Origin of the sequence: Flavobacterium sp. 9, assembly GCF_002754195.1 — a bacterium.
Lineage (GTDB): Bacteria > Bacteroidota > Bacteroidia > Flavobacteriales > Flavobacteriaceae > Flavobacterium.
Map to the genome: position 1 here is coordinate 2,819,392 of NZ_PEEU01000001.1, position 24,625 is coordinate 2,844,016.

24 protein-coding genes are annotated in these 24,625 nt (G+C 33.6%); 2 read left to right on the top strand and 22 right to left on the bottom strand.

The features are described 5' to 3' along the window. Positions 1–27 precede the first annotated feature (27 nt). The 12 genes from CLU81_RS11485 to CLU81_RS11540 all read right to left on the bottom strand — a co-directional run bounded on the left by CLU81_RS11485 (position 28) and on the right by CLU81_RS11540 (position 9,087). Complete coding sequence (locus tag CLU81_RS11485; protein WP_099709924.1) at positions 28–1,200, bottom strand: beta-ketoacyl synthase N-terminal-like domain-containing protein; 1,173 nt, start codon at positions 1,198–1,200, stop codon at positions 28–30. A 122-nt stretch (positions 1,201–1,322) separates the two neighbouring features. Next, positions 1,323–2,594: an adenosylmethionine--8-amino-7-oxononanoate transaminase gene (bioA, locus tag CLU81_RS11490; RefSeq protein WP_099709925.1), complete on the bottom strand. Its 1,272-nt coding sequence runs from the start codon at positions 2,592–2,594 to the stop codon at positions 1,323–1,325. A 100-nt stretch (positions 2,595–2,694) separates the two neighbouring features. Then, entirely contained in the window at positions 2,695–3,312 is a 618-nt protein-coding gene (gene bioD / locus CLU81_RS11495) for a dethiobiotin synthase (protein ID WP_099709926.1), read from the bottom strand. 179 nt (positions 3,313–3,491) lie between these two features. Continuing rightward, complete coding sequence (locus CLU81_RS11500; protein ID WP_099709927.1) at positions 3,492–4,106, bottom strand: hypothetical protein; 615 nt, start codon at positions 4,104–4,106, stop codon at positions 3,492–3,494. Beyond that, a complete protein-coding gene (locus tag CLU81_RS11505) occupies positions 4,096–4,599 on the bottom strand; it encodes an RNA polymerase sigma factor (RefSeq protein WP_099709928.1) in 504 nt (167 codons plus the stop codon). Before CLU81_RS11505 ends, CLU81_RS11500 begins: the two co-directional genes overlap by 11 nt. A 7-nt stretch (positions 4,600–4,606) precedes the next feature. Continuing rightward, on the bottom strand, positions 4,607–5,470 hold the full coding sequence (locus CLU81_RS11510; RefSeq protein WP_099709929.1) for a TraB/GumN family protein: 864 nt from the start codon (positions 5,468–5,470) through the stop codon (positions 4,607–4,609). A gap of 256 nt (positions 5,471–5,726) precedes the next feature. Beyond that, entirely contained in the window at positions 5,727–6,134 is a 408-nt protein-coding gene (locus CLU81_RS11515; RefSeq protein ID WP_099709930.1) for a DUF2007 domain-containing protein, read from the bottom strand. Between the two features lie 3 nt (positions 6,135–6,137). Continuing rightward, entirely contained in the window at positions 6,138–7,274 is a 1,137-nt protein-coding gene (locus CLU81_RS11520) for a pyridoxal phosphate-dependent aminotransferase family protein (protein ID WP_099709931.1), read from the bottom strand. A gap of 77 nt (positions 7,275–7,351) precedes the next feature. Next, positions 7,352–7,990: an NAD(P)-dependent oxidoreductase gene (locus CLU81_RS11525; RefSeq protein ID WP_099709932.1), complete on the bottom strand. Its 639-nt coding sequence runs from the start codon at positions 7,988–7,990 to the stop codon at positions 7,352–7,354. Positions 7,991–8,206: 216 nt separating this feature from the next. Next, the gene (locus CLU81_RS11530) at positions 8,207–8,488 is read right to left on the bottom strand and encodes a hypothetical protein (protein WP_099709933.1); all 282 of its coding nucleotides are present in this window, start codon (positions 8,486–8,488) and stop codon (positions 8,207–8,209) included. A 35-nt stretch (positions 8,489–8,523) separates the two neighbouring features. Continuing rightward, positions 8,524–8,805 carry a hypothetical protein gene (locus CLU81_RS11535; protein WP_099709934.1) on the bottom strand — a complete coding sequence of 94 codons (282 nt, stop codon included), beginning with the start codon at positions 8,803–8,805 and terminating at the stop codon, positions 8,524–8,526. A 36-nt stretch (positions 8,806–8,841) separates the two neighbouring features. Further along, a complete protein-coding gene (locus CLU81_RS11540) occupies positions 8,842–9,087 on the bottom strand; it encodes a hypothetical protein (protein ID WP_144444499.1) in 246 nt (81 codons plus the stop codon). 336 nt (positions 9,088–9,423) lie between these two features. Between CLU81_RS11540 and CLU81_RS11545 the strand changes: the two genes are divergently transcribed. Then, positions 9,424–10,230, top strand: coding sequence for a DUF3667 domain-containing protein (locus tag CLU81_RS11545; protein WP_099709936.1), 807 nt, complete (start codon positions 9,424–9,426; stop codon positions 10,228–10,230). 83 nt (positions 10,231–10,313) lie between these two features. Here CLU81_RS11545 and CLU81_RS11550 read toward each other — a convergent pair whose 3' ends face one another. The 10 genes from CLU81_RS11550 to CLU81_RS11595 form a co-directional block, all read right to left on the bottom strand. Next, a complete protein-coding gene (locus CLU81_RS11550; RefSeq protein WP_099709937.1) occupies positions 10,314–10,595 on the bottom strand; it encodes a F0F1 ATP synthase subunit epsilon in 282 nt (93 codons plus the stop codon). Positions 10,596–10,676: 81 nt separating this feature from the next. Next, positions 10,677–12,188 carry a F0F1 ATP synthase subunit beta gene (atpD, locus tag CLU81_RS11555; protein WP_099709938.1) on the bottom strand — a complete coding sequence of 504 codons (1,512 nt, stop codon included), beginning with the start codon at positions 12,186–12,188 and terminating at the stop codon, positions 10,677–10,679. Positions 12,189–12,422: 234 nt separating this feature from the next. After that, positions 12,423–13,979, bottom strand: a complete 1,557-nt coding sequence (locus tag CLU81_RS11560; protein ID WP_099709939.1) for an SGNH/GDSL hydrolase family protein — start codon at positions 13,977–13,979, stop codon at positions 12,423–12,425. A gap of 84 nt (positions 13,980–14,063) precedes the next feature. Continuing rightward, positions 14,064–16,910, bottom strand: coding sequence for a TonB-dependent receptor (locus CLU81_RS11565; RefSeq protein WP_099709940.1), 2,847 nt, complete (start codon positions 16,908–16,910; stop codon positions 14,064–14,066). 302 nt (positions 16,911–17,212) lie between these two features. Continuing rightward, a complete protein-coding gene (locus tag CLU81_RS11570) occupies positions 17,213–17,638 on the bottom strand; it encodes a hypothetical protein (protein ID WP_233209695.1) in 426 nt (141 codons plus the stop codon). Between the two features lie 107 nt (positions 17,639–17,745). Then, on the bottom strand, positions 17,746–18,666 hold the full coding sequence (locus CLU81_RS11575; RefSeq protein WP_144444448.1) for an IS3 family transposase: 921 nt from the start codon (positions 18,664–18,666) through the stop codon (positions 17,746–17,748). Continuing rightward, positions 18,609–18,911, bottom strand: a complete 303-nt coding sequence (locus CLU81_RS11580) for a transposase (RefSeq protein WP_099707978.1) — start codon at positions 18,909–18,911, stop codon at positions 18,609–18,611. Before CLU81_RS11580 ends, CLU81_RS11575 begins: the two co-directional genes overlap by 58 nt. Positions 18,912–19,277: 366 nt before the next feature. Next, complete coding sequence (gene glmS, locus CLU81_RS11585; protein ID WP_099709942.1) at positions 19,278–21,128, bottom strand: glutamine--fructose-6-phosphate transaminase (isomerizing); 1,851 nt, start codon at positions 21,126–21,128, stop codon at positions 19,278–19,280. 9 nt (positions 21,129–21,137) lie between these two features. Beyond that, on the bottom strand, positions 21,138–22,838 hold the full coding sequence (locus tag CLU81_RS11590; protein ID WP_099709943.1) for a DUF4270 domain-containing protein: 1,701 nt from the start codon (positions 22,836–22,838) through the stop codon (positions 21,138–21,140). Between the two features lie 21 nt (positions 22,839–22,859). Beyond that, a complete protein-coding gene (locus tag CLU81_RS11595; RefSeq protein WP_099709944.1) occupies positions 22,860–23,666 on the bottom strand; it encodes a glycogen/starch synthase in 807 nt (268 codons plus the stop codon). 78 nt (positions 23,667–23,744) lie between these two features. Between CLU81_RS11595 and panC the strand changes: the two genes are divergently transcribed. Continuing rightward, positions 23,745–24,623: a pantoate--beta-alanine ligase gene (gene panC / locus CLU81_RS11600; RefSeq protein WP_099709945.1), complete on the top strand. Its 879-nt coding sequence runs from the start codon at positions 23,745–23,747 to the stop codon at positions 24,621–24,623. The last annotated feature ends 2 nt before the right edge of the window (positions 24,624–24,625 follow it).

Sequence of the window (24,625 nt, forward strand, 5' to 3'; positions counted from 1 at the left end):
TATATCTCTTAAATTATAGATTATAGATTATCGTTTTTCGATTAAGATACTAACTGCATTTCCTCCAAATCCAACAGCATTTATTAGTACTTTCTTAATTGGTTTTCCGGATTGGTTTTGTTTTTCTCCAAATGGAACTCCAATAAAAGTGTCGTTTTGCATCATTAAAAGAGCAAGTTCTAAACTCAATATTCCCGAAGCGCCAAAAGTGTGTCCAATCTTCCATTTATTAGTAGTCAATAAAGGCAATTGAGATCCGAAGACTTTTTCGATAGCACGCAATTCCGTTAAATCACCTTTTATTGTTCCCGGAGCATGCATTACAATCACATCAATATCTTCTAAATTTTCATCCTTCAAAGCCATTTTCATTGATTTCTGAAAACAATCTGCTTCCGCAGAAATCGAAATATTATGTTCCAAAATCTCTGTCGCATATCCCACACCGGTTACGTAAGCGATTGCATTCTCTTTTTCACCAGCTTCCAGACAACAAACTGCAGCGCCTTCACCCAGAATCATAGTATTTTGAGTTTTCTCAAAATCAAAAGCCAGATTCGGCCAGTCTTCTTCTGTTTGATTAATACGTGAATATATTTTTAAAGCACGCATTTGCGCAATCGTAAAATCTGTTAAAGGAGCTTCACTTCCACCAACCAAAAATTTATCGGCCATTCCGGATTTCAACCATGCAAATCCATTTAATAAAGCGTGAAGTGCCGTTGAACAAGTAATAGAATGAGAAATTTCAGGACCAACACTTTGTAAATCGTGGGCAATCCATGACGAAATATTTCCTAATGTTGTTGTTGGCGATGCCAAAGTCTGTGCTTTTCCGGTATCGATATATTCTTTATAATGTTTCTCGAATAAATCTGTAGCTCCACGCGAAGAACCGATGTTGATTCCAAAAACATCATTTGATTTCCATCCTGCCTGTTCGACTGCTTTACGAGAAGCTGCCAAAGCAAACAAAACAGAATCATCTAAGAATTTATATTTAGGATCTGATTCTCTAATTTCAGCAACAATTTGTTTCGACTCAGCATCAAGCGCCGCAACCGATGTGTCTTGTTGATCTAAAAACTGTTTAGAAAAACAATGTTTATTGTCGAGATATTTTCCCCAAACTTCCTCAGCATTATTTCCCAAAGGAGAAATAGACGAAAAAGCTGTTATGGATATTTTTTGTGTATTCACTTTAATTTATTTAATCGCAAAGTTCGCATTATTAAACCATATAAGTAATATAAGTTCATGTAATAAATAGCAAAAACAAACTTGCTTAACTGGACTTATATTACTTATATGGTTAAAAAAAATCACACCATTTCTATTGCCTCTTCAATAGTTTTATATACTTTTTGAAGTTGTTCGTCTGTCATTATATATGGAGGCAAGATGTAAACAATATTTCCAACCGGCCTCAAAACAATACCATTTTCAATAAAGAAATTATAGAGTTTTGTTCGCATCGATCCATAATAACTTTCATCTGAATCTGATTTAATTTCAACTGCAAAAATAACTCCAAGAGTTCTGGCGGTAATTACTTTTGAATGCTTTTCAATTTTCTTCTGAAAGTTCAAATGACTTGCGTTGATTCTTTGAATATTGGCTTGCATTTCCTCTGTTTGCAACAAATCGATACTTGCCAGCGCTGCCGCACAACCAGTAGGATTTGCTGTAAAAGTATGTCCGTGAAATAATGCTTTATTAATATCATCATCATAAAAAGCATCAAAAACCTCTTGCGTAAATGTCGTAATTGCCATCGGGATAGTTCCTCCGGTTAACGCTTTAGACAAGCAAATCATATCCGGAACTTCCGAAACATAATCCATTGCGAAGGTTTTTCCTGTTTTACCAAAACCTGTCATCACTTCATCGGCAATAGTTAAGACTTTGTTTTGGCTACAAATCTGAATTAATTTTGCCAAGGCTTCCGGTTCGTACATTACCATTCCCGCTGCACCTTGTACCAAAGGTTCAAAAATAAATCCGGCGCAATTATGATTTTGAATCACATTTCTTAAAGCGTCAAAACTCTCTTGCTCCTGCCCTTTGATCGGTACCGGAATTCTAACCACATCAATAAACATTCCTTGAAAAGCTTGTGTATAAAATGAAATTCCGCTTGCTGCCATTGCCGCAAAAGTATCTCCATGAAAAGCATTTTCGAAAGCAATAATTGTAGTTCGTTTTTCGCCTTTGTTAAAGAAATATTGCAAAGCTACTTTAATCGCTACTTCAACTGCAGTTGAACCATTATCCGAAAAGAATATCTTTTGCTGATTTTTCGGCAAGATTTCGATAAGTTTTTCAGCCACATTTATTGCCGGTTCATGTGTAAAACCGCCAAACAAAACGTGCTCTAAAGTCGTTAATTGTTTATAAATCGCATCTGCAATAATTTTATTACTATGCCCAAACGGATTTACCCACCAAGAAGCTATTGCGTCAATATATTCTTTATTGTTTTCGTCCCAAAGCAATGCACCTTCACCTCTGGAAATTGCGATTGGAGTTTGCGACGTTTTGTGTTGTGTATAAGGATGCCAAAGGTATTGGCTGTCTTTTTCTGTTAATGTCATGTTGTTTAGAATATGGATATTAGAGAATAGAAAAGAGACTAAACACTCCAGTTTTAACAAAGATAAGAAAGTCTATTTTCTTTATTCTGTATTCTTTTCTCTATAAATTAAGTAAGTTGTCTCGAAATAATTCCGCATATTCGCGAATTACATTTTGATCAAAATAGGGTTCTTCGTCAATTCTTCCAATGGATTTTATACCTGTTTTATTCAGAATCAAACTTTCTGTAGATTTGTTTTCGCTTCCGCTAAAGATAATCCCTGCAACTTCAAAACCACGATTCCGAATCGCTTCAATCGTTAATAAAGTATGATTAATACTTCCTAAATAATGTCTCGAAACAACAATTACTTTATAATCGGGTTTAATTAAATCTACAATTGTATCCGTTTCATTTAGCGGAACAAAAATTCCTCCCGCGCCTTCGATTACTAAATGATTCTCCGTTTCCGGTTCTTTTATTTCCTTTAAATCAATTGTGATTCCATCAATTTCTGCAGCCAAATGCGGACTTGCAGGCGTATTTAACTTATAGGAGTTTTCGAAAATTTTAGATTTGAGATTGGAGATTTTAGATTTGATTTTGTGACTATCTGAATTGTCTAAATCTCCTGCCTGGATGGGTTTCCAATAATCAGCTTCTAAAGACTCAACAATAATTGAGGAAGCTATGGTTTTACCAACATCCGTTGAAATTCCTGTTACGAATATTTTCATAATGATATGGACCGCAGATAAAACTGATTGAACGGGTTTACTGCGGATTTGTTTTTTTCTATTTGCAAAAACTCAACAAGATAATCGGTGTAAATCGGTTCGATCCTTCATATCCGTGAGCCATGATGCAAAAATACCAATAAACAATAAACCCATCATTACGATGGGTTCTGTTTTTTCTATTCTTCTTTTAATTCGTCTATAACTTTCTTGATTTCTTTGGCAAACTTTCCATAAAACTTATGTACCCACCATTCTAGAGAAATTCCCATAAAAAGCATCGTAAAAACTACAATCGAAAATAAGGCTCCTAATTGATAGTTTGTAAAATCATTTGACAGAAAACCCGGAGCTTCCGAAAATTTTAAATACAGAAAGCCTATTAAATAAAGGATTAAAAAAGGCGTCAAAGCAAATCCAAAGGTTTTGTAAAGCTCCATATTCAATCTTATATCAAAGTACGTTTCGTATAAATTGTCTTTTGTTTTTAAGGTTATTGAACTCAATCTCTTATAAAAGAAATAAAATTTTGCCAAATAATAAATGCAAACCGCCACAAAAAGACTGAAAAGCAAGTAATACAGAGTTGTCATTTTTGGAGGAAAATCATAAAAAGTTGGAATAAACCCGATGAAGATGATTGACAAAACCTGATAAATAAATTCCTTTTTAAGATTTTTTCTAATCTTATCTAATGGCGTATTCGCTTCTTGTATTTTCTCTAAATTGTCTGGAAGAATAACATTATTAGTTTCTTCATTATTCCATGCGTTTTGTATATCGTTAAAATCCATATCCTTGATTTTTAATAATTTCTTTTAGTTTTTCTTTTGCTCTGTTTAATTTCACTCTGGCATTTCCTTCAGAAATCCCAAGATTATCTCCTATTTCTTTATGTGAGAAACCTTCGAGTTGATAAAAAATGATCGCTTTATCTATTTTTTCCAGTTTTTGAACGGCTTTATAAAAGTGATCAATCTGACTTTCTTTTATATGCGAGTCACCTTCGTCTTCCTTAATGTTTTCTGAAGCGATTTCGTATTTATCCACCTTTCGTTTTTCTTTTCTAAGAAAAACAATTGCGGTATTTACTGCAACGCGATACATCCAGGTCGAAAACTGACTTTCATTTCTAAAAGAGTCATACGATTTCCAAAGTTGACAAACAATTTCCTGAAACAAATCTTGTTGATCATCATGATTATCCATATACATCTTAGAAACTTTATACAAGATTCCTTTGTGCTTTTCGATCCGATTTAAAAATTCTTGCTCTTTTTCTTTCAAAACAATACTATTTCATTATTGGTTTTACTGTATATCCTGCTTTTTTCAATAAATTAATTAATCCTAAATCACCCGCCAAATGCGCAGATCCAACCGCCACAAATAAACTTTCTTTTTTCATCATTTCTGGTAAAGCTTTTACCCAATTTAAATTTCTTTCATAAAGCATATATTTTTTTGCTTTATCATTCATTACATTTTCAGTAGTTGTAACTTTATATAATTCTTCTAAATTTTCCTGTTTATAAGCTACTACCATTTCTTTGGTTAATTCTGTATCTGATTCTTCAAGCATTGCGATCATTTCTGAATCTGAATAAGCATCATTCAGCGATTTAAATTGAGATTTCACCGTTTCTAATCCGGCAATTTCCATATTTTTAGCCTTAGTTTTTTCGATAAAATCCATTTCATAGAATTTCAAATCATTACAGCCAAAAGTCTTCATCGATATCAAACTCATCACCGTCACTAAACTAAAAGCATCTACTTGCTGAATAGTCATTCCGGCTGATTTTTTCAATATCGCATCTAATTTCGACAATTGTTCCGGACTCAATCTTTTGCTTAATGGCTCTTTTCCCATCGCCAATTGCTGCATTTCTGCCATTTCTTTTGGATCATTAAAATTAATTTCCAAAACCAATTTCTCAGATGCATCAAATGCTTTTTTTGTTTTATCCGAAAGGGAATAATCTCCTGAACAAATCATATGAATCGTTCCGTACAAATAAGTTGGTTTTGACAATCCGTTTCCTGAGACTTCCCATAAAAGAGAGTTTTCAAGTTTTGGAGATTTTGTCTGTGCGTTTGCTGTTCCGCTAAAAATAAGTATAAATAATAATACTACTGATTTGAATACATTTTTCATTTTGTCGATTGATCTAAGTTGATGATTGAAACTCTTTATGGTTTCCGATTTTGATTACGACTCGTAAGTAATGCAATCGTCAAAACGTTACAAAAAATTTGAAAGTTTTTTAAAGAAGTCAGAAAACAAAGGCATTGAGAGCCCTGTTTTTTTTAAGTAGAGATGTAATTAAACCAAAATGTCACCCTGAGCGGAGTCGAAGGCTTGCAAATTGGAATGGGCTTCGACTTCGCTCAGCCTGACAATCGTATTAAAACTAGTTAAATTCAAATTTACATTTATTGCATTTGTACCTATGTCTTGAATAAAAAGGCATCAAAACAAAAAGTAATGAAAAAACAAAAGCCAAAAGTGTCTTTAAATCTTTTATTGAAGTAACCATTTCTATCTCCTCTGCACCACAATTTGGGCATTTAAGCAGCCTATTATTTTCATCAAAAGAAAACGGACTAACCTCAGATAAAACTAAATTTGCTTTCTCGAAATCCTCACTTTTAACAAAAAGTTTAACTCCTCCAACAGCATTACTCCAAATAGGATTTGAATCCACTGTATTATTATCGCGCAAGTAAACTTCAATTCCTTCAGATTCTAATTTTCCACTAAAAATTTGTGCTTCCGATGAATATTGGAAACTTCTAACTAATTTAAAATTTTCTTGCATGATTTAAAATACAAAGTCTCTTAGCAATTCTAAGATTTGATTAATTTCGTCTTGTGAGTTATAACTGTGAATACAAAAACGAAGGCGTTCTTGTCCTTCCGGAACTGTAGGCGAAAGTATTGCCTTTACATCAAAACCTTTGTCTTGTAGTTGTTGTGCCAAACGTTTTACATTTTCGTTACCCGGAATAATAGCAGATTGTATAGCTGATTTACTTCGAACAAACATTGGCTTTAAGCCTAATAAATTTTTCTGCTGATTAAAAAGTACAATGTTTTGGCGCAGTTTTTCGATTGTTTCTGCTTCTAAATCAAGTTGATGATATGCGGTTAAAATCGTCGAAACCGAATGTGGAGATAATCCTGTGGTATAAATAAAGCTTCGGGCAAAGTTTACCAGATATTCTTTAAGTTCTGTACTTCCTAAAACTGCTGCGCCATGACATCCCAAACCTTTTCCGAAAGTCATGATTCGGGCAAAAATCCTGTTGTGCAATTCGAAGTATTGCGTCAAACCTTCACCCTTTTCTCCAAAAACTCCCAAAGTATGCGCTTCGTCAACCACTAAATAGCAATTGTATTTTTCGGACAACGCAACAAGTTCTTCTAAGTTTGGGGAATCTCCATCCATAGAAAAAACAGTTTCAGTAACAATGTAAATAGTTGTGTTGGGAAATTTTATAATAAGACGTTCTAAGTCTTCAAAATCATTATGATTGAATTTATATGATTTTGCATTCGACATTACGATTCCGTCCCGAATAGAAGCATGACTTAATTCATCATACAAAATAACATCGTTTCGTTGCGGTAAAGCGCTAAAAAAACCAACATTGGCATCATAACCCGAATTAAAAATTAAAGCGGATTCTACGTCATGAAATTGCGCAATAAAAGTTTCTGCAATTTGGTATAAGGAATGGTTTCCCGAAATTAATCTCGAACCTGTTGCACCATTTTGAATAATATCATTTTCGATTAGATAATGATGTGCCTGTTTAAAAACAGCTTCAGATTTTGAAAATCCAATATAGTCGTTTGAAGAAAAATCGACAAGATTATTAAAACTTGGCAATTGTCTTAACGAATTATTTTGCTTTCGATTTTCGAGCTTTTGAATCAGGTTTTCCGGTAATTTCATAAAAGCAAAGTTATGAAATTGAAGTCAAATTAAATAAACAGCGGGTTTGATATCGCCCGCTGTTCTTTATTTAAGTTTTAAATCGCGCTGATAAATGGCGACTTTTTACTGTATTTAGATTCGATCATTTCAGAAATCATAAAACTTGCAATGTCATTTGCATTAATTTTATCTCCTGAACAATCTTCTAAACTAACTGAAATCTCTCCGCTCAAATCATTAAATTCAATAAAAGGAACTCTGACCTGAGTCCAATTTACAGTACTTGCAACCAATAAATCATAAGCTTTTTGGCGGTCTTCTTGAATTACAGGAAAATTAGCTTTCATCCAATCAGTTGCCATTATTGTTTTCGGGCTTTTTTTATCAAACGGAGTATCAATATTTAATCCGGCCAACAAAACATAACGTTCGATTTTGTAATCGTTCATTACTTGCAGAATATTCTTCGTAGCCAAACTTGCCACAAGCGGCTCATCTTTTCTTTGACCAACTGTACTAATTACAGCCTGACAATCCCGAAGTAATGATTTGATAGTTTCCAAATCAAGCGCGTCGCCTTTGATGATTTCGATTTGAGGACTTTGGATGGTAGATTTTTCAGGATTTCTTAGCAAGAGTTTTACGCTAAATCCTTTTTTCAATAACTGGTTTACAAGATAATTTCCAGTTCTTCCGCCACCGCCTAAAACGGCAACTTTATATATATTTTTCATTTGTATTCTTTATAAAATTTGACATAGATAATTTGCGTTTTATCAAGCAGATAAAACGAAATAATAAAAGCTTACTGAGCTTTTATAAACAATCAATATTTTATAAAGAGATTCTAATAGTTCAAATATACAGCTTTTAATAAAGCAAAAAAGCCATTCACCGCAGCGAATGGCTTTTAAATTTATTTTGAAATAAACACTTTACCTATAAACAGATTAATAAAGTGTGTAGGTAACAGTAGAACTTGTGGTACTATTAAAATTATAATTAGTTGTAACTGGCAATCCACGACGAATAAGATCGCGTTCTACAGCAGTAATTGGCGATTCGCAACAGCTATTCCAAGAACAGGTATACGTAGGTCCAAATGCAACAATTGCAGCTTTAACTTCTTTTTGATTCATTGAAGTTTTTGCAACAGAATCAGAACTTGTGGTCAGAGACATTGTCCCAAAACCTAATGCCAGTAATAGCATTCCTAAAAAAACTTTTTTCATAGTAAATTCCTTAAATGTTTAATATTCTGGACGTATTAAAAAATATTATAAGTTACAGTAGTACTTGTAGTGCTTTTAATTATAAAATTAGTACTTGCTGGTAATCCTCGCGCCGCAATATCACGCTCAATAGTAAAAATAGGTGACTCGCAACAACTATTCCAGGGAATGGTGTAGGTAGGACCAAATTTAACTTTTGCGACTTCAACTTCTTTTTGAGACATTGAAGTTTTGGCAGCATAATCAGAACTTGTAGTTAGAGACATTGTCCCAAAACCTAATGCTAGTAATAACATTCCTAAAAAAACTTTTTTCATAATAAATTATTTAAAATATTAATATACTTACAAATATTACCAGATCGTATAAGTTACAGTAGTACTTGTGGTACTATTAATAGTAAAATTAGTTGTACCCGGATACCCGCGTTTAGCTAAGTCATTATAAATAGGGGTAAGCGGTGATTCACAACAACTTTTCCAAGGAATTGTGTAAGTAGGACCAAGTACAACTTTTTTTTGATTCATTGAAGTTTTGGCAACATACTCAGAACTCGTAGTTAGAGACATCGTCCCAAAACCTAATGCTACTAATAGCATTCCTAAAACAACTTTTTTCATAATAATATTTTTAAGTGTTAATATACTTACAAATATATCAGGTATGCAGCAAAAAATTTGCATATTTTTTGCGTGTTTTTTGCATAATTTGTTAATTTTCTGACATTTAATTTAAAAGACGATTTATCTTCTTTAAACATGGAGTATAAAAAAACCCGATATTAATATCTGACTTTTCATCTTTATTTTAAAATTCTCTCACATTACATGATCTCAGAGCGCATATCATTGTTAATTAAAACCTTAATATCTCTAATTTTCAAATTATAAACTGATTCTTACTAATTTGTATATTGCATTAAAAAAAAGAGAAAAATGAAGATTATTTGTAAAAACTGTGAAACACCTAATTATCCAGATTTCAAGTATTGTCCTGAATGCAGTCAAAAAGTTAACTTGCATCGCATAAGTCCGCATGAGGTTTTTCATGAAGCTGTTCATTATTTTACTCATGCTGACAAAGGCATTTTTCAACTCATTAGGGATTTAGCTTTAAAAAGCGGACTTGTAGCCAGAGAATATATCAATGGTAAAAGAAAAAAGTACTTTGCGCCACTTAATTTTTTCTTATTGGTTGCAGCCATTTTTGTTTTCATTTCTAATATCCCAAAAGAAACACCACCTATTGATATTCAAAAAGAAAATCAGGAACTCAGCGCGATTTCAGATCCGATTCAAAAAGAAAAAATCATACATCTTTATGAACGAAAAGAAAAAATGCTTCATTTCATGAGAAAGTACTCAAATCTAATGGCAATGATGGCTTTACCGCTTACTGCATTTTTCTTTTGGCTGTTTTATAAAAAAGAAAACTACAACTATACAGAACATTTGGTCGCAGGAATGTATATGCTGGGCTTTTGTATACTGGTCAATACACTTTTAATTTTGCCTATTTCTTTATTATTACATCTCTCAGGTAATTATCAGGCTTTGTTTTTTCTACTGTTTCAGCTCTTCTATTTTACTGTCTTTTATTATAAGTTTATAAATAAAAGCGCTAAACTTCAATTTCTAAAAGCTTTTGGAATAAGTGCTTTCGGTATTATAGCTTGGGCAATTATCTCCGGATTAACTGTAAATGCATATGTTTCCACCGGATTTTGGGGAATAGCACAATAATAGAAAATCATTAATCGAAAATAAGCACAAAAAAAAAGCCATTCGCATAACGAATGGCTTTTTATATTTATTCTAAAATTGTTTTAGTCAACTAATACAATAATTTTATTGTCTTTCATCTCGATAGTACCTGACGTAATTTCTAATGTATAGGTTTGGTCATTTACTTTCGTGAATTTACTCGCTACCTCTTTAGGAAAATTGAAACTTGGCGCTGCAATTTTAATAGTTCCTTTTTCTAAAATAGAAACGATAGGCGCGTGGTGATTCAATATTTGAAAGCTTCCATCAACTCCAGGCAATGTAACAGCTGTTACTTCTCCTGAAAATAATTTTGCTTCTGGTGATACTATTTCTAAAATCATCTTTTTTTAGTTATGAGTTATAAGTTATGAGTTATAAGTGAGTTGAAACTCATAATTTATAACTCATAATTCATAATTATATTAAGCTTCAGCTAACATTTTTTCTCCAGCTTCGATAGCATCCTGAATAGAACCTTTCAAGTTGAAAGCTGCTTCTGGAAGGTGATCTAACTCACCGTCGATAATCATGTTAAATCCTTTGATAGTATCTTTAATGTCAACCAAAACTCCAGGAATACCTGTAAATTGCTCCGCTACGTGGAAAGGTTGAGATAAGAAACGTTGAACACGACGTGCTCTAGATACTGATAATTTATCTTCTTCAGATAACTCTTCCATACCTAAGATCGCAATAATATCTTGCAATTGTTTGTATTTTTGAAGAATCTCTTTTACTCTTTGTGCACAGTCGTAGTGCTCATTTCCTAAGATTTGAGGAGTCAAAATTCTTGAAGTAGAATCTAACGGGTCAACCGCTGGATAAATACCTAACTCAGCAATTTTACGAGACAATACAGTTGTAGCATCTAAGTGGGCGAAAGTTGTAGCCGGCGCCGGGTCAGTTAAGTCATCCGCAGGAACATAAACCGCCTGTACAGATGTAATAGATCCTTTGTTTGTAGATGTAATACGCTCTTGCATAGCTCCCATCTCTGTTGCTAGAGTTGGTTGGTATCCTACTGCAGAAGGCATACGTCCTAAAAGTGCTGATACCTCAGAACCTGCTTGTGTAAAACGGAAGATGTTATCAACGAAAAACAATACGTCTTTACCTTGATCAGTTCCAGCTCCATCACGGAAATACTCAGCGATAGATAATCCTGAAAGTGCCACACGAGCACGAGCTCCAGGAGGCTCATTCATTTGTCCGAAAACGAAAGTAGCTTTAGACTCTCTCATTCCTGGCATATCTACTTTAGATAAATCCCATCCTCCATTTTCCATAGAGTGCATGAAATCATCACCATATTTAATAATTCCTGACTCTAACATCTCACGAAGTAAGTCATTTCCTTCACGTGTTCTTTCTCCTACTCCTGCGAATACTGAAAGTCCACCGTGACCTTTTGCGATATTGTTGATTAACTCCTGAATCAATACTGTTTTACCAACACCTGCACCACCAAACAATCCAATTTTACCTCCTTTTGCATAAGGCTCGATCAAATCGATTACTTTAATACCTGTGAATAAAACTTCTGATGAAGTTGATAGATCTTCAAATCTAGGTGCTTGTCTGTGAATTGACAAACCGTTTTCTCCTGTTTTTGGCAAGTTTCCTAAACCATCAATTGCATCTCCAATTACATTAAATAATCTTCCATATACATCTGGACCGATTGGCATTTGGATTGGATTACCAGTTCCAACTACTTCATATCCTCTTGACAAACCGTCTGTAGAGTCCATAGAAATGGTACGAACAGTGTTTTCTCCAATGTGAGATTGCACTTCTAGAACTAATAATGTTCCATCTTTTTTAGTGATTTCTAGTGAATCATAAATTTTTGGAAGTTCAACATCTTTACCGTTGAAAACTACGTCAACTACTGGTCCAATGATTTGAGCAACTTTTCCTATTACTTTTGACATTACTTATGTATTTATTAAATAGCTATTTAGGTTTATCGAAAATACCTCTTTTTTCAGAGCGCAAAGATAATTTTTTAAAATATAAAATCAATTTTTTTTTATAAAAAATACTATTATTTTGTTTGATTCCTAAAACTCAGGCTCCAAATACAGAAAAAAGCATTTTTTACCAAAATAAAAAAAAGCCACTACATTTTAGAAATGCATGGCTTTCTTACTAAAAAAAATTTGGCTTTATGGTAATACTGCCGGAAACAAAACCTGATATTTACTTACATCTACACCTTTAAGGTTTGATCCGTATTTTACATTAATTGCCTCTATAAATTTATTTGCAATTAAAGCGTACCCTCTTGGAGAAGGATGAACTCCATCTACAGAAAAAGCCGCTCCGGTTACAAATGTAGAAGTCAAAGTGACATTATTAGCTGTTATTCCGTTTGGCGTGCCTAATTTATCCATAATTGCTTTTGCATCTACAAATGCCAAATTGTTCGCGTCAGACGCTGCTTTAATTGTTGCATTATAAGCTGTAGTAGCTACTTCAATCTCTGCTACTTCGCTTGGCAACAAGACATATCTGTCAGGTAAAGGAAAAGTAACTCCTAATTGCGACAAAGATGGCGAAGGCGAAGCAACTCCATCAGCCGCTACCGACGGAACTTTACCAATCCTTGAAGAAGCACTTAAACAAATTAAATCAGTTGGCTGAGTTTGTCTTGCTCTTCCAAAAATCTGCCCCAATACCGTAGCAGTTGTAGCATCTAATCCGCCACCCATTAATACCGCTTTTAAACTCGCAGACAAGTCAGGTAAATTTTCATCTACCATAATCATCGGGTTATTCCCGGTTGTAGACAAAAGCTTGATTCTATCTCCCTGACCCAAATAAGCCAACGCACCATGTATAGGTCCGTATAATTGCGCATTTAACGTATTGACCACACTAACTCCTCCAACAGTTAAACTAGCCTGACTTAATTGATTATAAGCTATAACATGAAAATAAGGAAGTGTCGTTACAACAGGCAAATTAGCCACAACACCTTTTTTTCCACCAGCTACAAGCTGACCAACTAAAGCTTTGTAAGCTCCGTCAAAAGTAGCAGGAGGTGTTAAAGGATTTACTGCAGGATCTCCACCCGCTGTTGCATAACCCAATTCATCATTTCCACCTATCCATAAGGAGAAAAAAGTAGGATTCTGACTTAAAGCATCTGCTAAAACGGTTGTGGTAGCACTTGAAGCAAAACGAGCAAAATAAGGATTTGCCGTTCCCACTGCTACTCCTGCAGGATTACCATAACCAGGCGCAAGCAAGTGAAAACTTTTAGCTCCCGGCACTCCTAAATTATTAAACGATCCTGACAAGTGCGCCGTAACTTCAGTTGTTGGTTTTCCACTTACAGGATCAACACTTGAAGCAGGATGCTCTGGCGTTATAACATTATTAAAATACAAACGAGGTCCCGCAATAACATTTCCTCCCAATAATAAACCTCCTATATTGTCATTTGCAAAGGGGGTTTTAAACTCTCCACCGCCTACTAAAGCAAATTGCTGTGCTAATAAATTTGGATAAGCTCCTTCTTGTCCTTTAATAAATAAAGCATTCCCACTAAATCCAGCAGCAAAAGAATCTCCTAATGCAACATATTTTGAAAAATTGGCAGAACCGGCAGTCAAAGGCAATCCATCAGACGAATCTACTACTGTTGTAGCATTGTCATCACTATTACAGGCTCCAAAGGTCAACGAAACCAATAAAAGCCATTTGAAATTTTTTATCATAATTTATATATTTTAAAATTATCACTTTCTAAATCCTACTTAAGAAAAGTAAATAACATATTTGTTTTATCTGAGATTTTGCAATTACGGATTGATTGTCCAGGAAGCAAAATATTGCTGACCAATAGCTCCTGCTCCAATTACCTGAGTATATTCTTTTCCTCCAATATTTGCTGCTCCTAATTTGAAAACAGATTTCAATACTGGTACTGCATAATTAATTTGCGCATCAATTACTGTAGCAGATTTAATTAAACCATCAGCAAAACTAGATTCCCACATGTATTCACTATTCCATCTTCCGCTTACATTGAATCCGAAGTTTTTGAATAATTTCTCATTTCCAAGAGACGCTTTGATTCTGTGTTTTGGCGTATTAAAACCAGCTTCAAAACTTGGATCTTTTGCCTGATCAAAATCAAATTGCGCATAGTTGTAGTTTAATCCTAATTCAAAATCAGCAATTACTTTTTTAGAAAGTCCAATACCAAAACCTAATGAATGAATTTCAACATCTGAGTTTGTATATAATTGGTATGCTCTGTATTCTCCGTTTTGGATTGCACGAACAGATTGAAAACCTTTATCTGCTGGTGACGGAGGAGTTGTTGGACTACCAATGTTTGGACTATCCTGTGCTTGTCCGTAATAAGTAGAAATAACATTAAGGTTACCAATAAAGTCATTGTAAATATTATAATAACCGTTTACATCAATAGAGAAACCTTCATAAACAGAACGATATCCTAACTCAAAAGCTTTTACTTTTTCAGGCTGTACCAAATTTGCTCTTGCTTTTTTCAATAATTTAACAGCTTCATACGGATTAGTTCCTGCCGCAGCAGCAAAAGCAGTTACTGAACTTGCGACATAAGAGTTATCATAAGCATCATAACCTGTCATATTTTTTGTTGCTATTCCTCCATTATATGCCTGACCTTCGGCACTAACATTAAAAGTCTCGCTGAATCTTCCTAAGTTATCCGGAGCAGAACCTAACAACACAGCATTTCCAATATTAAAACCAATGTATTGATCTTGTGTAGATGGATTTCTGAAACCTGTTTGAAAAGATCCTCTGAAATTATGATTCTTCTTTTCTCCTCCAGAATACACAAGTGCTAATCTAGGAGAAAAATTTCCGTCGAAATTTTTTGATTTATCATAACGAATAGATCCCGTGAACTTTAGTCTATCATCCATGAATTTTTTCGCCAATTGCGTATAAGCTCCGTATTCATTATAATTAATAGGACCGTTGGCATCTGTATAAATTCTTCCGTGCGAATTCAGTTCGTACAATCTAAAAGATCCTCCAACCTGAATTTCAGCCCATTTTATGATGTCTTTAAAGTTATAATTGGCATCAGAATGGTAAATTCTGGAATTATCAACCAGTTTAGAACCTGTCAATACACTTTCATCAGCAATTACCTGATTGAAAGCATTTTTAAACGCTTGCGATCCCGGCACGTAACGTCCTGTGTCTGCAGTACTTCTCGCAATCGAATGTGCTTGTTCAGGAGTAGCTCCGCCTAAAGTAGACTGAATATACGCTCCTGCATACTGACCAAACCAGGTTTTATCATCTTTCCATTTTCTATCTACATTAATCCCTGTAAATACCATATCATAAGATTGCCCACCATCTTCTGATGTTGTATATCCTCTTAAAAAGAAATTTTTTCCTTTAAATTCTATTTTATGTTGTTGCATTGAGAAGTTGTTCAGATAATATCTGTTTGCTCCCTGATAAACAGCATTACCAAAACCAAATTTACTTTGCCAGATAATCTCTAATCTTTCATCTCCAAAAGGTCTTCCATGAAATGAAAAATCTATTTTGGTATTACCTGCTTTATTATCTGTAAGATCCGTCTCCTTATAACCAGTTCTACTAACATTAGTACTTGGCAATAAATTTACAGCTGAAGCCGGAATCAATCCTAAACTTGCTAATGACTGCCCTACACCTTTTAGATTTGTAGAAACTTCATCACCATAAACATTTATTCCGTCATAATTTGGATTACTTCTATCGATTCCGGCAGTCGTTTTATCGCTATAATCTGTTGCATACCAATCAGTAGCTTCCATATAAGTAAAGTTAGCTTTGACAGCAATATATTTATTGAATGCATGAGCCATTCTAATCCCAAAATCATAATATATGTTGTTACCTGCAGCATTTTGAGAAGTTTGCCCCATTTTTAAGTAAGTCGAAATACCCTGACTTGTAAACGGGCTTTTACTGTTCATAAACAAAATTCCGTTAAAAGCATTTGCTCCATATAATGCAGAAGAAGCTCCCGGTAGAAGCTCAACATTCTGAACATCTATCTCAGAAACCCCAATCATATTACCAAGTACAAAATTCAACAATGGAGATGAGTTATCCATTCCGTCAACCAATTGCATAAAACGAGTATTTGCTACAGTTGCAAAACCTCTGGTGTTTACAGATTTAAAAGTCATACTACTTGTATTCATCTGCACCTCTTTCATATTCTCCATACCGTCATAAAAAGATGGTGAAGCAGTTTTTTTAATATCCTGAATTCCCATTCTTTCAATGGTAACCGGAGATTCCAAAACACGCTCGGGAGTTCTTGAAGCAGAAACTACAATTTCATCCAGTTTGTTTTCTTCATCTTTCAAAACTACATCTATCTTTTGGTTAGCCGATGTAACATTTACCGTTTTAGAAGTAAATCCAACGGCTGAAACTTTAATAGTAAATGGCGGTTTAGTTGAAGTAGTTAATTTAAATGTCCCATCAAAGTCAGTAGAAGCACCGCTGCGATCTCCTACAATAACAATGTTGGCACCAGGAATAGCTTGTTTGTTACCGTCAGTAACAGAACCAGTAATTGTATTCTGCGCAAAAGATATTCCGCTGAAAAACAACATAATTAGTAAATACACTCTCATGTTAGGTTTGTTTTTGGTTAGTTTATATAGCCAAAATACAAATATTTTTAATATTAATAAAAAAACGTTAAAATAAATTAATATTTAGCATGTTTTTAGTTAGTATTTTAACTATTCATCAGTTCGATTTATTAAATTAAAATCAAACATCAAACACTCAAGTCACAAATTACTATGCATACATATAATTTTTAAGAAAAAAAATAAGGATTTAATAAAAATACATGGGTAAGAAAAAAAATATGGCAATAAAAAAAAGCAAGACGTAAATCTTGCTTTTTTAACACTTTTGTAGTCTTAAACTATCTTGTATGTACTTCTACTTTTTCTAATCTTTGTTGCAAATCAATTATTTGTTTATTCTGCGTAATCATGTACAAAGTCATTTCTTCTATTTTCTGAAGCAATTTAGCATTCATCTCACCCAGATTGATTCCGCTTTTTAAAACTTCTTCTTCACTTGGAATATTTTCTAGATGCCCTTTTTCGGCAATATGTTTTTCAACTTCTCCAAGCGTTGGTAAGTTGTATTCTTTTTTGAAAACAAAATCTGCCCAACCTGTAGCCTGCACTTTTACTTCTCGCGCGCCTATTGATCCTTCGACTGCCAATTTATGAGTTCCGGTAGTTGTTGTTCCAATACCGACATTACCATTTTCACTAGCCATTATGATTTCTCTCCATACTCCCCATTGCGAATCCAAAGGGAACCCACTTCTATAAAACATACCTCCTTCATTTAGGTTTAATTGATAATTTTTACCCCCTGTATTATCATTATTAATCCATGGCGAAAATGGACTTGCAACAAAAAGTCGGACAAATTTTCTAAGACCTATGCTACACTTTCTATTTTATAAAATTCTAGTTCCATTTCTTTAGGTGTTTTATATCCCAAAGAAGAATGCAGACGTTTTCTATTATACCATACTTCTATATATTCAAAGACTGCTAATTTAGCTTCTTCAATGGTTGTGAATTTATGCTGATAGATAAGTTCTGCTTTAAGGGTCTTGAAAAAACTTTCAGCTACAGCATTATCCCAACAATTAGCTTTTCTACTCATACTTTGAGTGATTAAAGTATTTTTATTAATCAATTTTCTGAATTCTATCGAAGCATATTGTATTCCTCTATCTGAATGAAAAAGTAAAGATTCTGTTATTTCTCTTTTTGATACTGCCATTTTCCAAGCTGGAATAATCGTTTGATCGGTATACATTCGTGTGCTTAATGACCATCCTATAACCTGCCTGTCATATAAATCAATAATAGTAGTAAGATATAACCAGCCGGCAGCTGTTCTTATATAGGTTATATCAGACACCCAAACCTCATTAAGTGATTTTGGTGTAAAATTTCTATTGAGATGATTACTGCACACTGGATATCGATGATTAGAATCTGTGGTTACTTTAAAGCGTCTTTTAAGTTTACTTCTCCAGCCATTAAGAAGCATCAATTTAGCAACTTTCCTTTTGGATATTTTATATCCTTTTCTTTTTAGCTGTTCCGCTATTCTGGGACTTCCGTAAGTTTGACTGCTTAGATCAAAAACTTCTTTTATTAAATCTGTAAATAGACTATTTTCTATAAATCTATTAGAAGGACCGCCACTGAACCATCTATAATAACTACTTCGGCTTACTTTTAAAACGCTGCACATCTTTTCAATAGGATATAAATGTTTATAGCTGACTATAAATTGGTAGATTTCCCATCGCTCTTGGAAAAGATGTGAACGGCCTTTTTTAATATCTCAAGCTCTAATTCTTTTTCTTTAAGGGCTTTTCGTAATTGTTTTACTTCTAAAGAATCTATCTCTGTCTTTTTAGAAATAATTGGTTGTAGATTAGTAAATGTTTTTTGAGAAGACCTCCATTTATAAATACGCTCTACCTGGACGCCTAGTTCATCTGCTAATTCTTTGATGTTTTCTCGCTCGTAACTTAATCGTACTGCTGATGATTTAAACTCAGCACTGTAAACTCGTTTTTTCATAATTCTAAGATATTTATTTTTATTTAAACAGTCTTAAAATTTATGTCCCAGTAAATGTAGCAACTCCATTTTGTGCATTTACAGCAAAACAGCACAGAAATAAGCAACGGAGTAGAATTATTTTCATTGTATAAAATTTAAAATATTTCTTACAAAAATTAATTATATTCATCAAATACTAAAACTTATACTGTTAAAATATTTTACTTTTCAGCAAAACACATGTAATTAACACATATTCAATACAAAAAGAGATTAATCTTGTATTTAATAGTTTTAATTATTCTTTTTAACATTTTAAAAAAAGCGCATAAAAAAAGCGAGACTTACGTCTCGCTTTTAAATAACTATATAGTTTTATAAACTTTATTCTACAGTAACTGATTTTGCCAGGTTACGTGGCTGATCGACATTACATCCTCTCATTACTGCAATGTAATAAGACAATAATTGCAACGGAATAGTTGTAATCAATGGAGATAAAGCATCTGAAGTTTCAGGAATCTCGATTACATAATCGGCCAATTCACGAACTTGTGTATCACCTTTAGTAACTACAGCGATAATTTTACCGCTTCTTGATTTTATTTCCTGAATATTACTTACAATTTTATCATAATGACCTTGTTTAGGCGCAATCACGATAACCGGCATATGCTCATCGATAAGCGCAATAGGACCGTGTTTCATCTCAGCTGCAGGATAACCTTCAGCATGAATATAAGATATCTCTTTAAGCTTTAAAGCACCTTCTAACGCTACCGGAAAGTTATATCCACGACCTAAGTACAAACAGTTTGGAGCATCTTTAAAAGCTGCTGCAATTTCTTTTGCTCTGTCGTTAGTTTCTAATGCCTCAGCTACTTTTTCTGGAATTATTTCTAATTCTTGCAAGTACGTATGAAAATCAGTGTTTGATAATGTTCCTTTAGCTTTACCTAATCGCAAAGCAATCATTGTTAAAACAGTAATTTGCGTTGTAAAAGCTTTAGTCGAAGCAACTCCAATTTCCGGTCCTGCGTGTGTATAAGCACCAGCATGACTTTCTCTCGAAATAGAAGAACCTACTACATTACAAACTCCAAAAACAAAAGCACCGTTTTCTTTTGCTAATTTAATAGCCGCCATAGTATCCGCAGTTTCTCCTGATTGAGAGATTGCAATAACTACATCGTTTTTATTAATGATAGGGTTTCTGTATCTAAATTCAGAAGCATATTCTACTTCAACCGGAATACGGGTAAACTCTTCAAAAATATACTCTGCTACTAAACCTGCGTGCCATGAAGTACCACAAGCTACAATAATGATTCTGTCAGCGTTTAAGAATTTTTCAAGATTATCCTCAACACCTGCCATTTGAACAATTCCTTCATTTGCATGAAGTCTTCCTCTGTATGTATCTTTTATAACACTTGGCTGCTCGTAGATTTCTTTAAGCATGAAGTGATCATAACCTCCTTTTTCAATTTGCTCCAAATTCATTTGAAGCTCCTGAATATACGGATCTACTAAAGAGTCATCTTTTATTTTTCTAACTTTAAGAGGCTTGTGCAATCTGATATTTGCCATTTCACCATCTTCAAGATAAATTGCATTCGAAGTATATTCGATAAACGGTGAAGCATCAGAAGCAATAAAAAACTCCCCTTCTCCAACACCAATTGCTAATGGACTTCCTAATCTTGCAGCAACAATTTCGTTTGGGTTCTTTTTATCAAAAACTGCAATTGCATAAGCTCCTACAACCTGATTTAAAGCAATCTGAACTGCTTTCCCTAACTTAATACCTTCTTTTTTCTGAACCTCTTCAATTAAGTTCACTAAAACTTCAGTATCTGTATCCGATTTAAAAGTATAACCTCTTTTTTTTAACTCTTCTTTAAGCGGTGCATAATTCTCAATGATTCCATTATGAATAATAACCAACTCTCCAGAATTTGAAAGATGTGGATGTGAGTTTACATCATTTGGAACTCCGTGTGTAGCCCAACGTGTATGTCCAATTCCTATACTTCCATTCGTTGTAAAATTATCTTTTGCTTTTGTTTCAAGATCTGAAACTTTACCTTTTGTTTTACAAAGTTTTATTCCATCCTGGTCATCATACAACATAACACCAGCACTATCATATCCTCTGTATTCGAGTCGTTTTAATCCTTTGATAACAATAGGATACGCCTCTCTATGACCGATATATCCAACAATTCCACACATATATATTTATTAATTTGGTTTCGTGTAGTAAATCAGAAGTTTTAATTTCTTATCTGTATCAGCCGCAGAAACATTATTACCATATAATATTGTTCCTAATGGCCCCATAACTGAACCTCTTGGCGCTTCTGAAATAACATCGTTTTTCAATCTTAATTTGTTCGACGTAATAACATCAATTCCTTCAGTTACTGATAAGCCCAATCTGACATTTTTTATAGTAGGATCTTTTATAAGATTTCTGATATGTTTAGTAACTCGAACTTTATAACTTACTCCCTTTTTAGTTGTTGCGTCAAGAGCTATTATACCTCCAAAAATAGATCTACTTTGTTTTGGATCAATAGCATTGGTACTACTATCAACATAATCAGCAATAATAGTATTATTGTCCAAGTCATATAGATAAACTCGTTTTGGCTCTCTTTCTGCAGTTTTCATTTTATCTGCATCAATATAAAAAACTAAGTTAGCCTCATTAACCAACCATTTTTTAACGATAACATTGTGTCTGATTTCGTCTAATTCATCTGAAACCCCATTAGGTTTGTTTACCAAAACATTATTACTATCGTATCCTATAAGATCTGTTTTATCAAAAAGATTAATAACAGCAACTGATCCCTGACCTCCTTTTAGATAAAGTCTGTCATCACCGGTATCTTTATTTCTATTAGCTAGTCCATTTGAATAAACAGAACTCTTAGCATCTTTCAATAAACTTGTTCCTGCACCTGTCAAATTAATTGTAATGACTTTATCTTCTGTTGTATCACCATCAGTCGTAATTGCAGTTTTAGCCTTATACTTTATGGTAATTTTAGCTGGTCCTGCAGGTTTTAAAAAATCTAAGAATGCCATATTTGACGGACTACCATCCACCGCTTTTTCAACCTGAAAATATAAACCTTTAAAATACTGCTGAAAAACATCATCAGATGAAAGATTTGCAGCCGACGCATTTAAAATTTTAGTCTGGAAAAAAGCCTTATTCAAATCCAAACGCATTTGTGGTGCTGAATATTGATACGTATATGTTTTAATAGCAGCATTAGCATCTACTACAGTTGAATCTACCGTTTGTTTTGCACTAAAAAAGAACTTATCATTCTGTGATTTGTCTTGAGAATCATTTAACGGAACACCAAGCTTTTTAGTATTAAAATTCACCTCTCCTGCCAATGGAGGAGTATTTGTGTCCTGATCACTATAATATAACTTACCAAGTAATGAACCATTACCATCATAATAGCTACTATACATTTGCGCTCCGGATTCGTAAACGCTAAGTTTAAGTTTTCCTTCTTTTGGACCGTAAATAGAATCTAATGCATAAACATTACCTCCTTTTGGGTCAACAGCAGTTGCATGGCTAAAATATGGTACTGTAAGCACTACACTTTCTATAACAGGGCTTTCACCAATAGTTGGTTTATAAGCAGTTAATCCAACCTGAGAAACAAAATTTCCAGTAGTTTCACCAAAAACAGGATTATTGTAAATCCCTAAACTATAAAATGGCAATCCGTTTGACTGAACAGGAGTTACTTCCTGACTAAATGCCGTAACACCATATTGCTCCGGAACCAAATCAAAATGATTATCACCAATTAATTCCTCACCAATAGCGTTAAAATCTTTATCGCACGAATACAAAAGAACAACAGTTGCAACTAATAGAATTTTCTTAATAAAAGAAGTATTATACATGTTTAATAATAATGTTAATTTTTAAAGACCCATCGTTTTATAGAAATTTGTATACGCTTCAGCGAATGCATCTTTCGTGGCGAAAGGTAAAAAAGGTTTTCCTGAAGATTCTATAAATTTTGTTAAACTTGGAGATACATTTTCAGATGCTATAATCACGGCATCAGAATGTAAGATACTAGCCTTTAAGATATTCTCGTAATTTGGGGTTTCTAAATCAGCAACTGATTCATGTGGAACGCCATCAAATTTAACTTTGTTTATCATTTCCAAATCTAAATTTTCATCAAAAGATTGCCCATAAACAGAGGTCACAATCTTAGTTTCAGAAAATAAAGCTTCATTTTTGTAGTAATGTTTCATGTAAATTGGCAACATCGCTGCAAGCCAACCATGAACATGGATAATATCAGGAACCCAATTCAATTTTTTTACAGTCTCAACAACTCCTTTTGCAAAAAATATTGCTCTTTCGTCATTATCAGGATATAAAACACCTTCTTCGTCAGCAAAAGTTGCTTTACGCTTAAAATATTCATCATTATCAATAAAATAAACCTGAATTCTCTCTTTAGGAATTGAAGCTACCTTAATAATCAATGGCATATCTAAGTCATTCACTACCAAATTCATTCCTGAAAGTCTAATAACTTCATGCAATTGGTGTCTTCTTTCGTTGATATTTCCATATCTTGGCATGAAAATTCTTATCTGTCCTCCTTGATCGTTAATCATTTTTGGAACGTCATAAGACATTAAAGAAACTTCATTTTCAGCCAAATAAGGCACGACTTCAGATGATACATATAATACCCTCTTATCTTTCATAATAGTATTTTACTTAATTTTTGGTAATAAAAACGTTGCAAAATTACAAAAATTTATGCAGTTTATAACTAATATATTATGTTTGCACTAAATTTTAATAATACTGGCATGCATATTTTCTACGGTAAAGTAGCTTTGATAGCGTATTTAAAAACTATCAAAACGGCAAATTCAACCATTGGATTTGTACCAACAATGGGCGCTTTACACCAAGGGCATTTAGCTTTAATGCAAAGATCACTTAAAGAAAATGACGATACAGTTGTGAGTATTTTTGTCAATCCTACGCAATTCAACAATCCCGAAGATCTCGAAAAATACCCGCGAACACTTGAAGAAGACGTAAAAAAAATGCGAGGTTTAAGTGACAAAATGATTTTATACGCACCTTCAGTAGATGATATTTATGAAGGACATACAATTTCACAATCTTTCGACTTTGACGGATTAGAAAATCAGATGGAAGGAAAGTTCAGACCTGGACATTTTAACGGAGTCGGAACCATCGTAAAACGTCTCTTTGAAATCGTTACTCCAACAAATGCTTACTTTGGAGAAAAAGATTTTCAACAATTACAGATTGTTAAGAAAATGGTCGAAAAGAACGATTTACCTGTAAATGTTGTTGGTTGTCCAATTTTTAGAGAAGAAAATCAACTCGCAATGAGTTCCCGAAACGAGCGTCTAACGCCGGAAGAAAGAAAAGAAGCTTCTATTATTTATAAAGTTTTGACTGAAGCCAAAGAAATATTCCAGACAAATACTCCCGAAGAAACCATCGCTTTTGTAGAAAATTCTTTCAAAGACAATAAAAAGTTTGATCTCGAATATTTTGTAATTGCTGACGAATCCACATTATTACCTATCGATCATAAGAGTAAAGACAAAAATTACCGTGCATTTATAGCGGTATTTGTTAATTCTATAAGACTGATTGATACCATTTCATTAAATTAATT

Excerpts from the sequence above, each read along its gene's own strand:
- CLU81_RS11500 (WP_099709927.1), bottom strand. The coding sequence starts at position 4,106 with ATGGATTTTAACGATATACAAAACGCATGGAATAATGAAGAAACTAAT.
- panC (WP_099709945.1), top strand. The coding sequence starts at position 23,745 with ATGTTTGCACTAAATTTTAATAATACTGGCATGCATATTTTCTACGGT.
- CLU81_RS11530 (WP_099709933.1), bottom strand. The coding sequence starts at position 8,488 with ATGAAAAAAGTTTTTTTAGGAATGCTATTACTGGCATTAGGTTTTGGG.
- CLU81_RS11535 (WP_099709934.1), bottom strand. The coding sequence starts at position 8,805 with ATGAAAAAAGTTTTTTTAGGAATGTTATTACTAGCATTAGGTTTTGGG.
- CLU81_RS11540 (WP_144444499.1), bottom strand. The coding sequence starts at position 9,087 with ATGCTATTAGTAGCATTAGGTTTTGGGACGATGTCTCTAACTACGAGT.
- bioA (WP_099709925.1), bottom strand. The coding sequence starts at position 2,594 with ATGACATTAACAGAAAAAGACAGCCAATACCTTTGGCATCCTTATACA.
- glmS (WP_099709942.1), bottom strand. The coding sequence starts at position 21,128 with ATGTGTGGAATTGTTGGATATATCGGTCATAGAGAGGCGTATCCTATT.
- CLU81_RS11565 (WP_099709940.1), bottom strand. The coding sequence starts at position 16,910 with ATGAGAGTGTATTTACTAATTATGTTGTTTTTCAGCGGAATATCTTTT.
- CLU81_RS11590 (WP_099709943.1), bottom strand. The coding sequence starts at position 22,838 with ATGTATAATACTTCTTTTATTAAGAAAATTCTATTAGTTGCAACTGTT.
- CLU81_RS11595 (WP_099709944.1), bottom strand. The coding sequence starts at position 23,666 with ATGAAAGATAAGAGGGTATTATATGTATCATCTGAAGTCGTGCCTTAT.
- CLU81_RS11560 (WP_099709939.1), bottom strand. The coding sequence starts at position 13,979 with ATGATAAAAAATTTCAAATGGCTTTTATTGGTTTCGTTGACCTTTGGA.
- CLU81_RS11545 (WP_099709936.1), top strand. The coding sequence starts at position 9,424 with ATGAAGATTATTTGTAAAAACTGTGAAACACCTAATTATCCAGATTTC.
- atpD (WP_099709938.1), bottom strand. The coding sequence starts at position 12,188 with ATGTCAAAAGTAATAGGAAAAGTTGCTCAAATCATTGGACCAGTAGTT.
- CLU81_RS11520 (WP_099709931.1), bottom strand. The coding sequence starts at position 7,274 with ATGAAATTACCGGAAAACCTGATTCAAAAGCTCGAAAATCGAAAGCAA.
- CLU81_RS11525 (WP_099709932.1), bottom strand. The coding sequence starts at position 7,990 with ATGAAAAATATATATAAAGTTGCCGTTTTAGGCGGTGGCGGAAGAACT.
- bioD (WP_099709926.1), bottom strand. The coding sequence starts at position 3,312 with ATGAAAATATTCGTAACAGGAATTTCAACGGATGTTGGTAAAACCATA.
- CLU81_RS11550 (WP_099709937.1), bottom strand. The coding sequence starts at position 10,595 with ATGATTTTAGAAATAGTATCACCAGAAGCAAAATTATTTTCAGGAGAA.
- CLU81_RS11580 (WP_099707978.1), bottom strand. The coding sequence starts at position 18,911 with ATGAAAAAACGAGTTTACAGTGCTGAGTTTAAATCATCAGCAGTACGA.
- CLU81_RS11570 (WP_233209695.1), bottom strand. The coding sequence starts at position 17,638 with ATGTTTTATAGAAGTGGGTTCCCTTTGGATTCGCAATGGGGAGTATGG.
- CLU81_RS11510 (WP_099709929.1), bottom strand. The coding sequence starts at position 5,470 with ATGAAAAATGTATTCAAATCAGTAGTATTATTATTTATACTTATTTTT.
- CLU81_RS11515 (WP_099709930.1), bottom strand. The coding sequence starts at position 6,134 with ATGCAAGAAAATTTTAAATTAGTTAGAAGTTTCCAATATTCATCGGAA.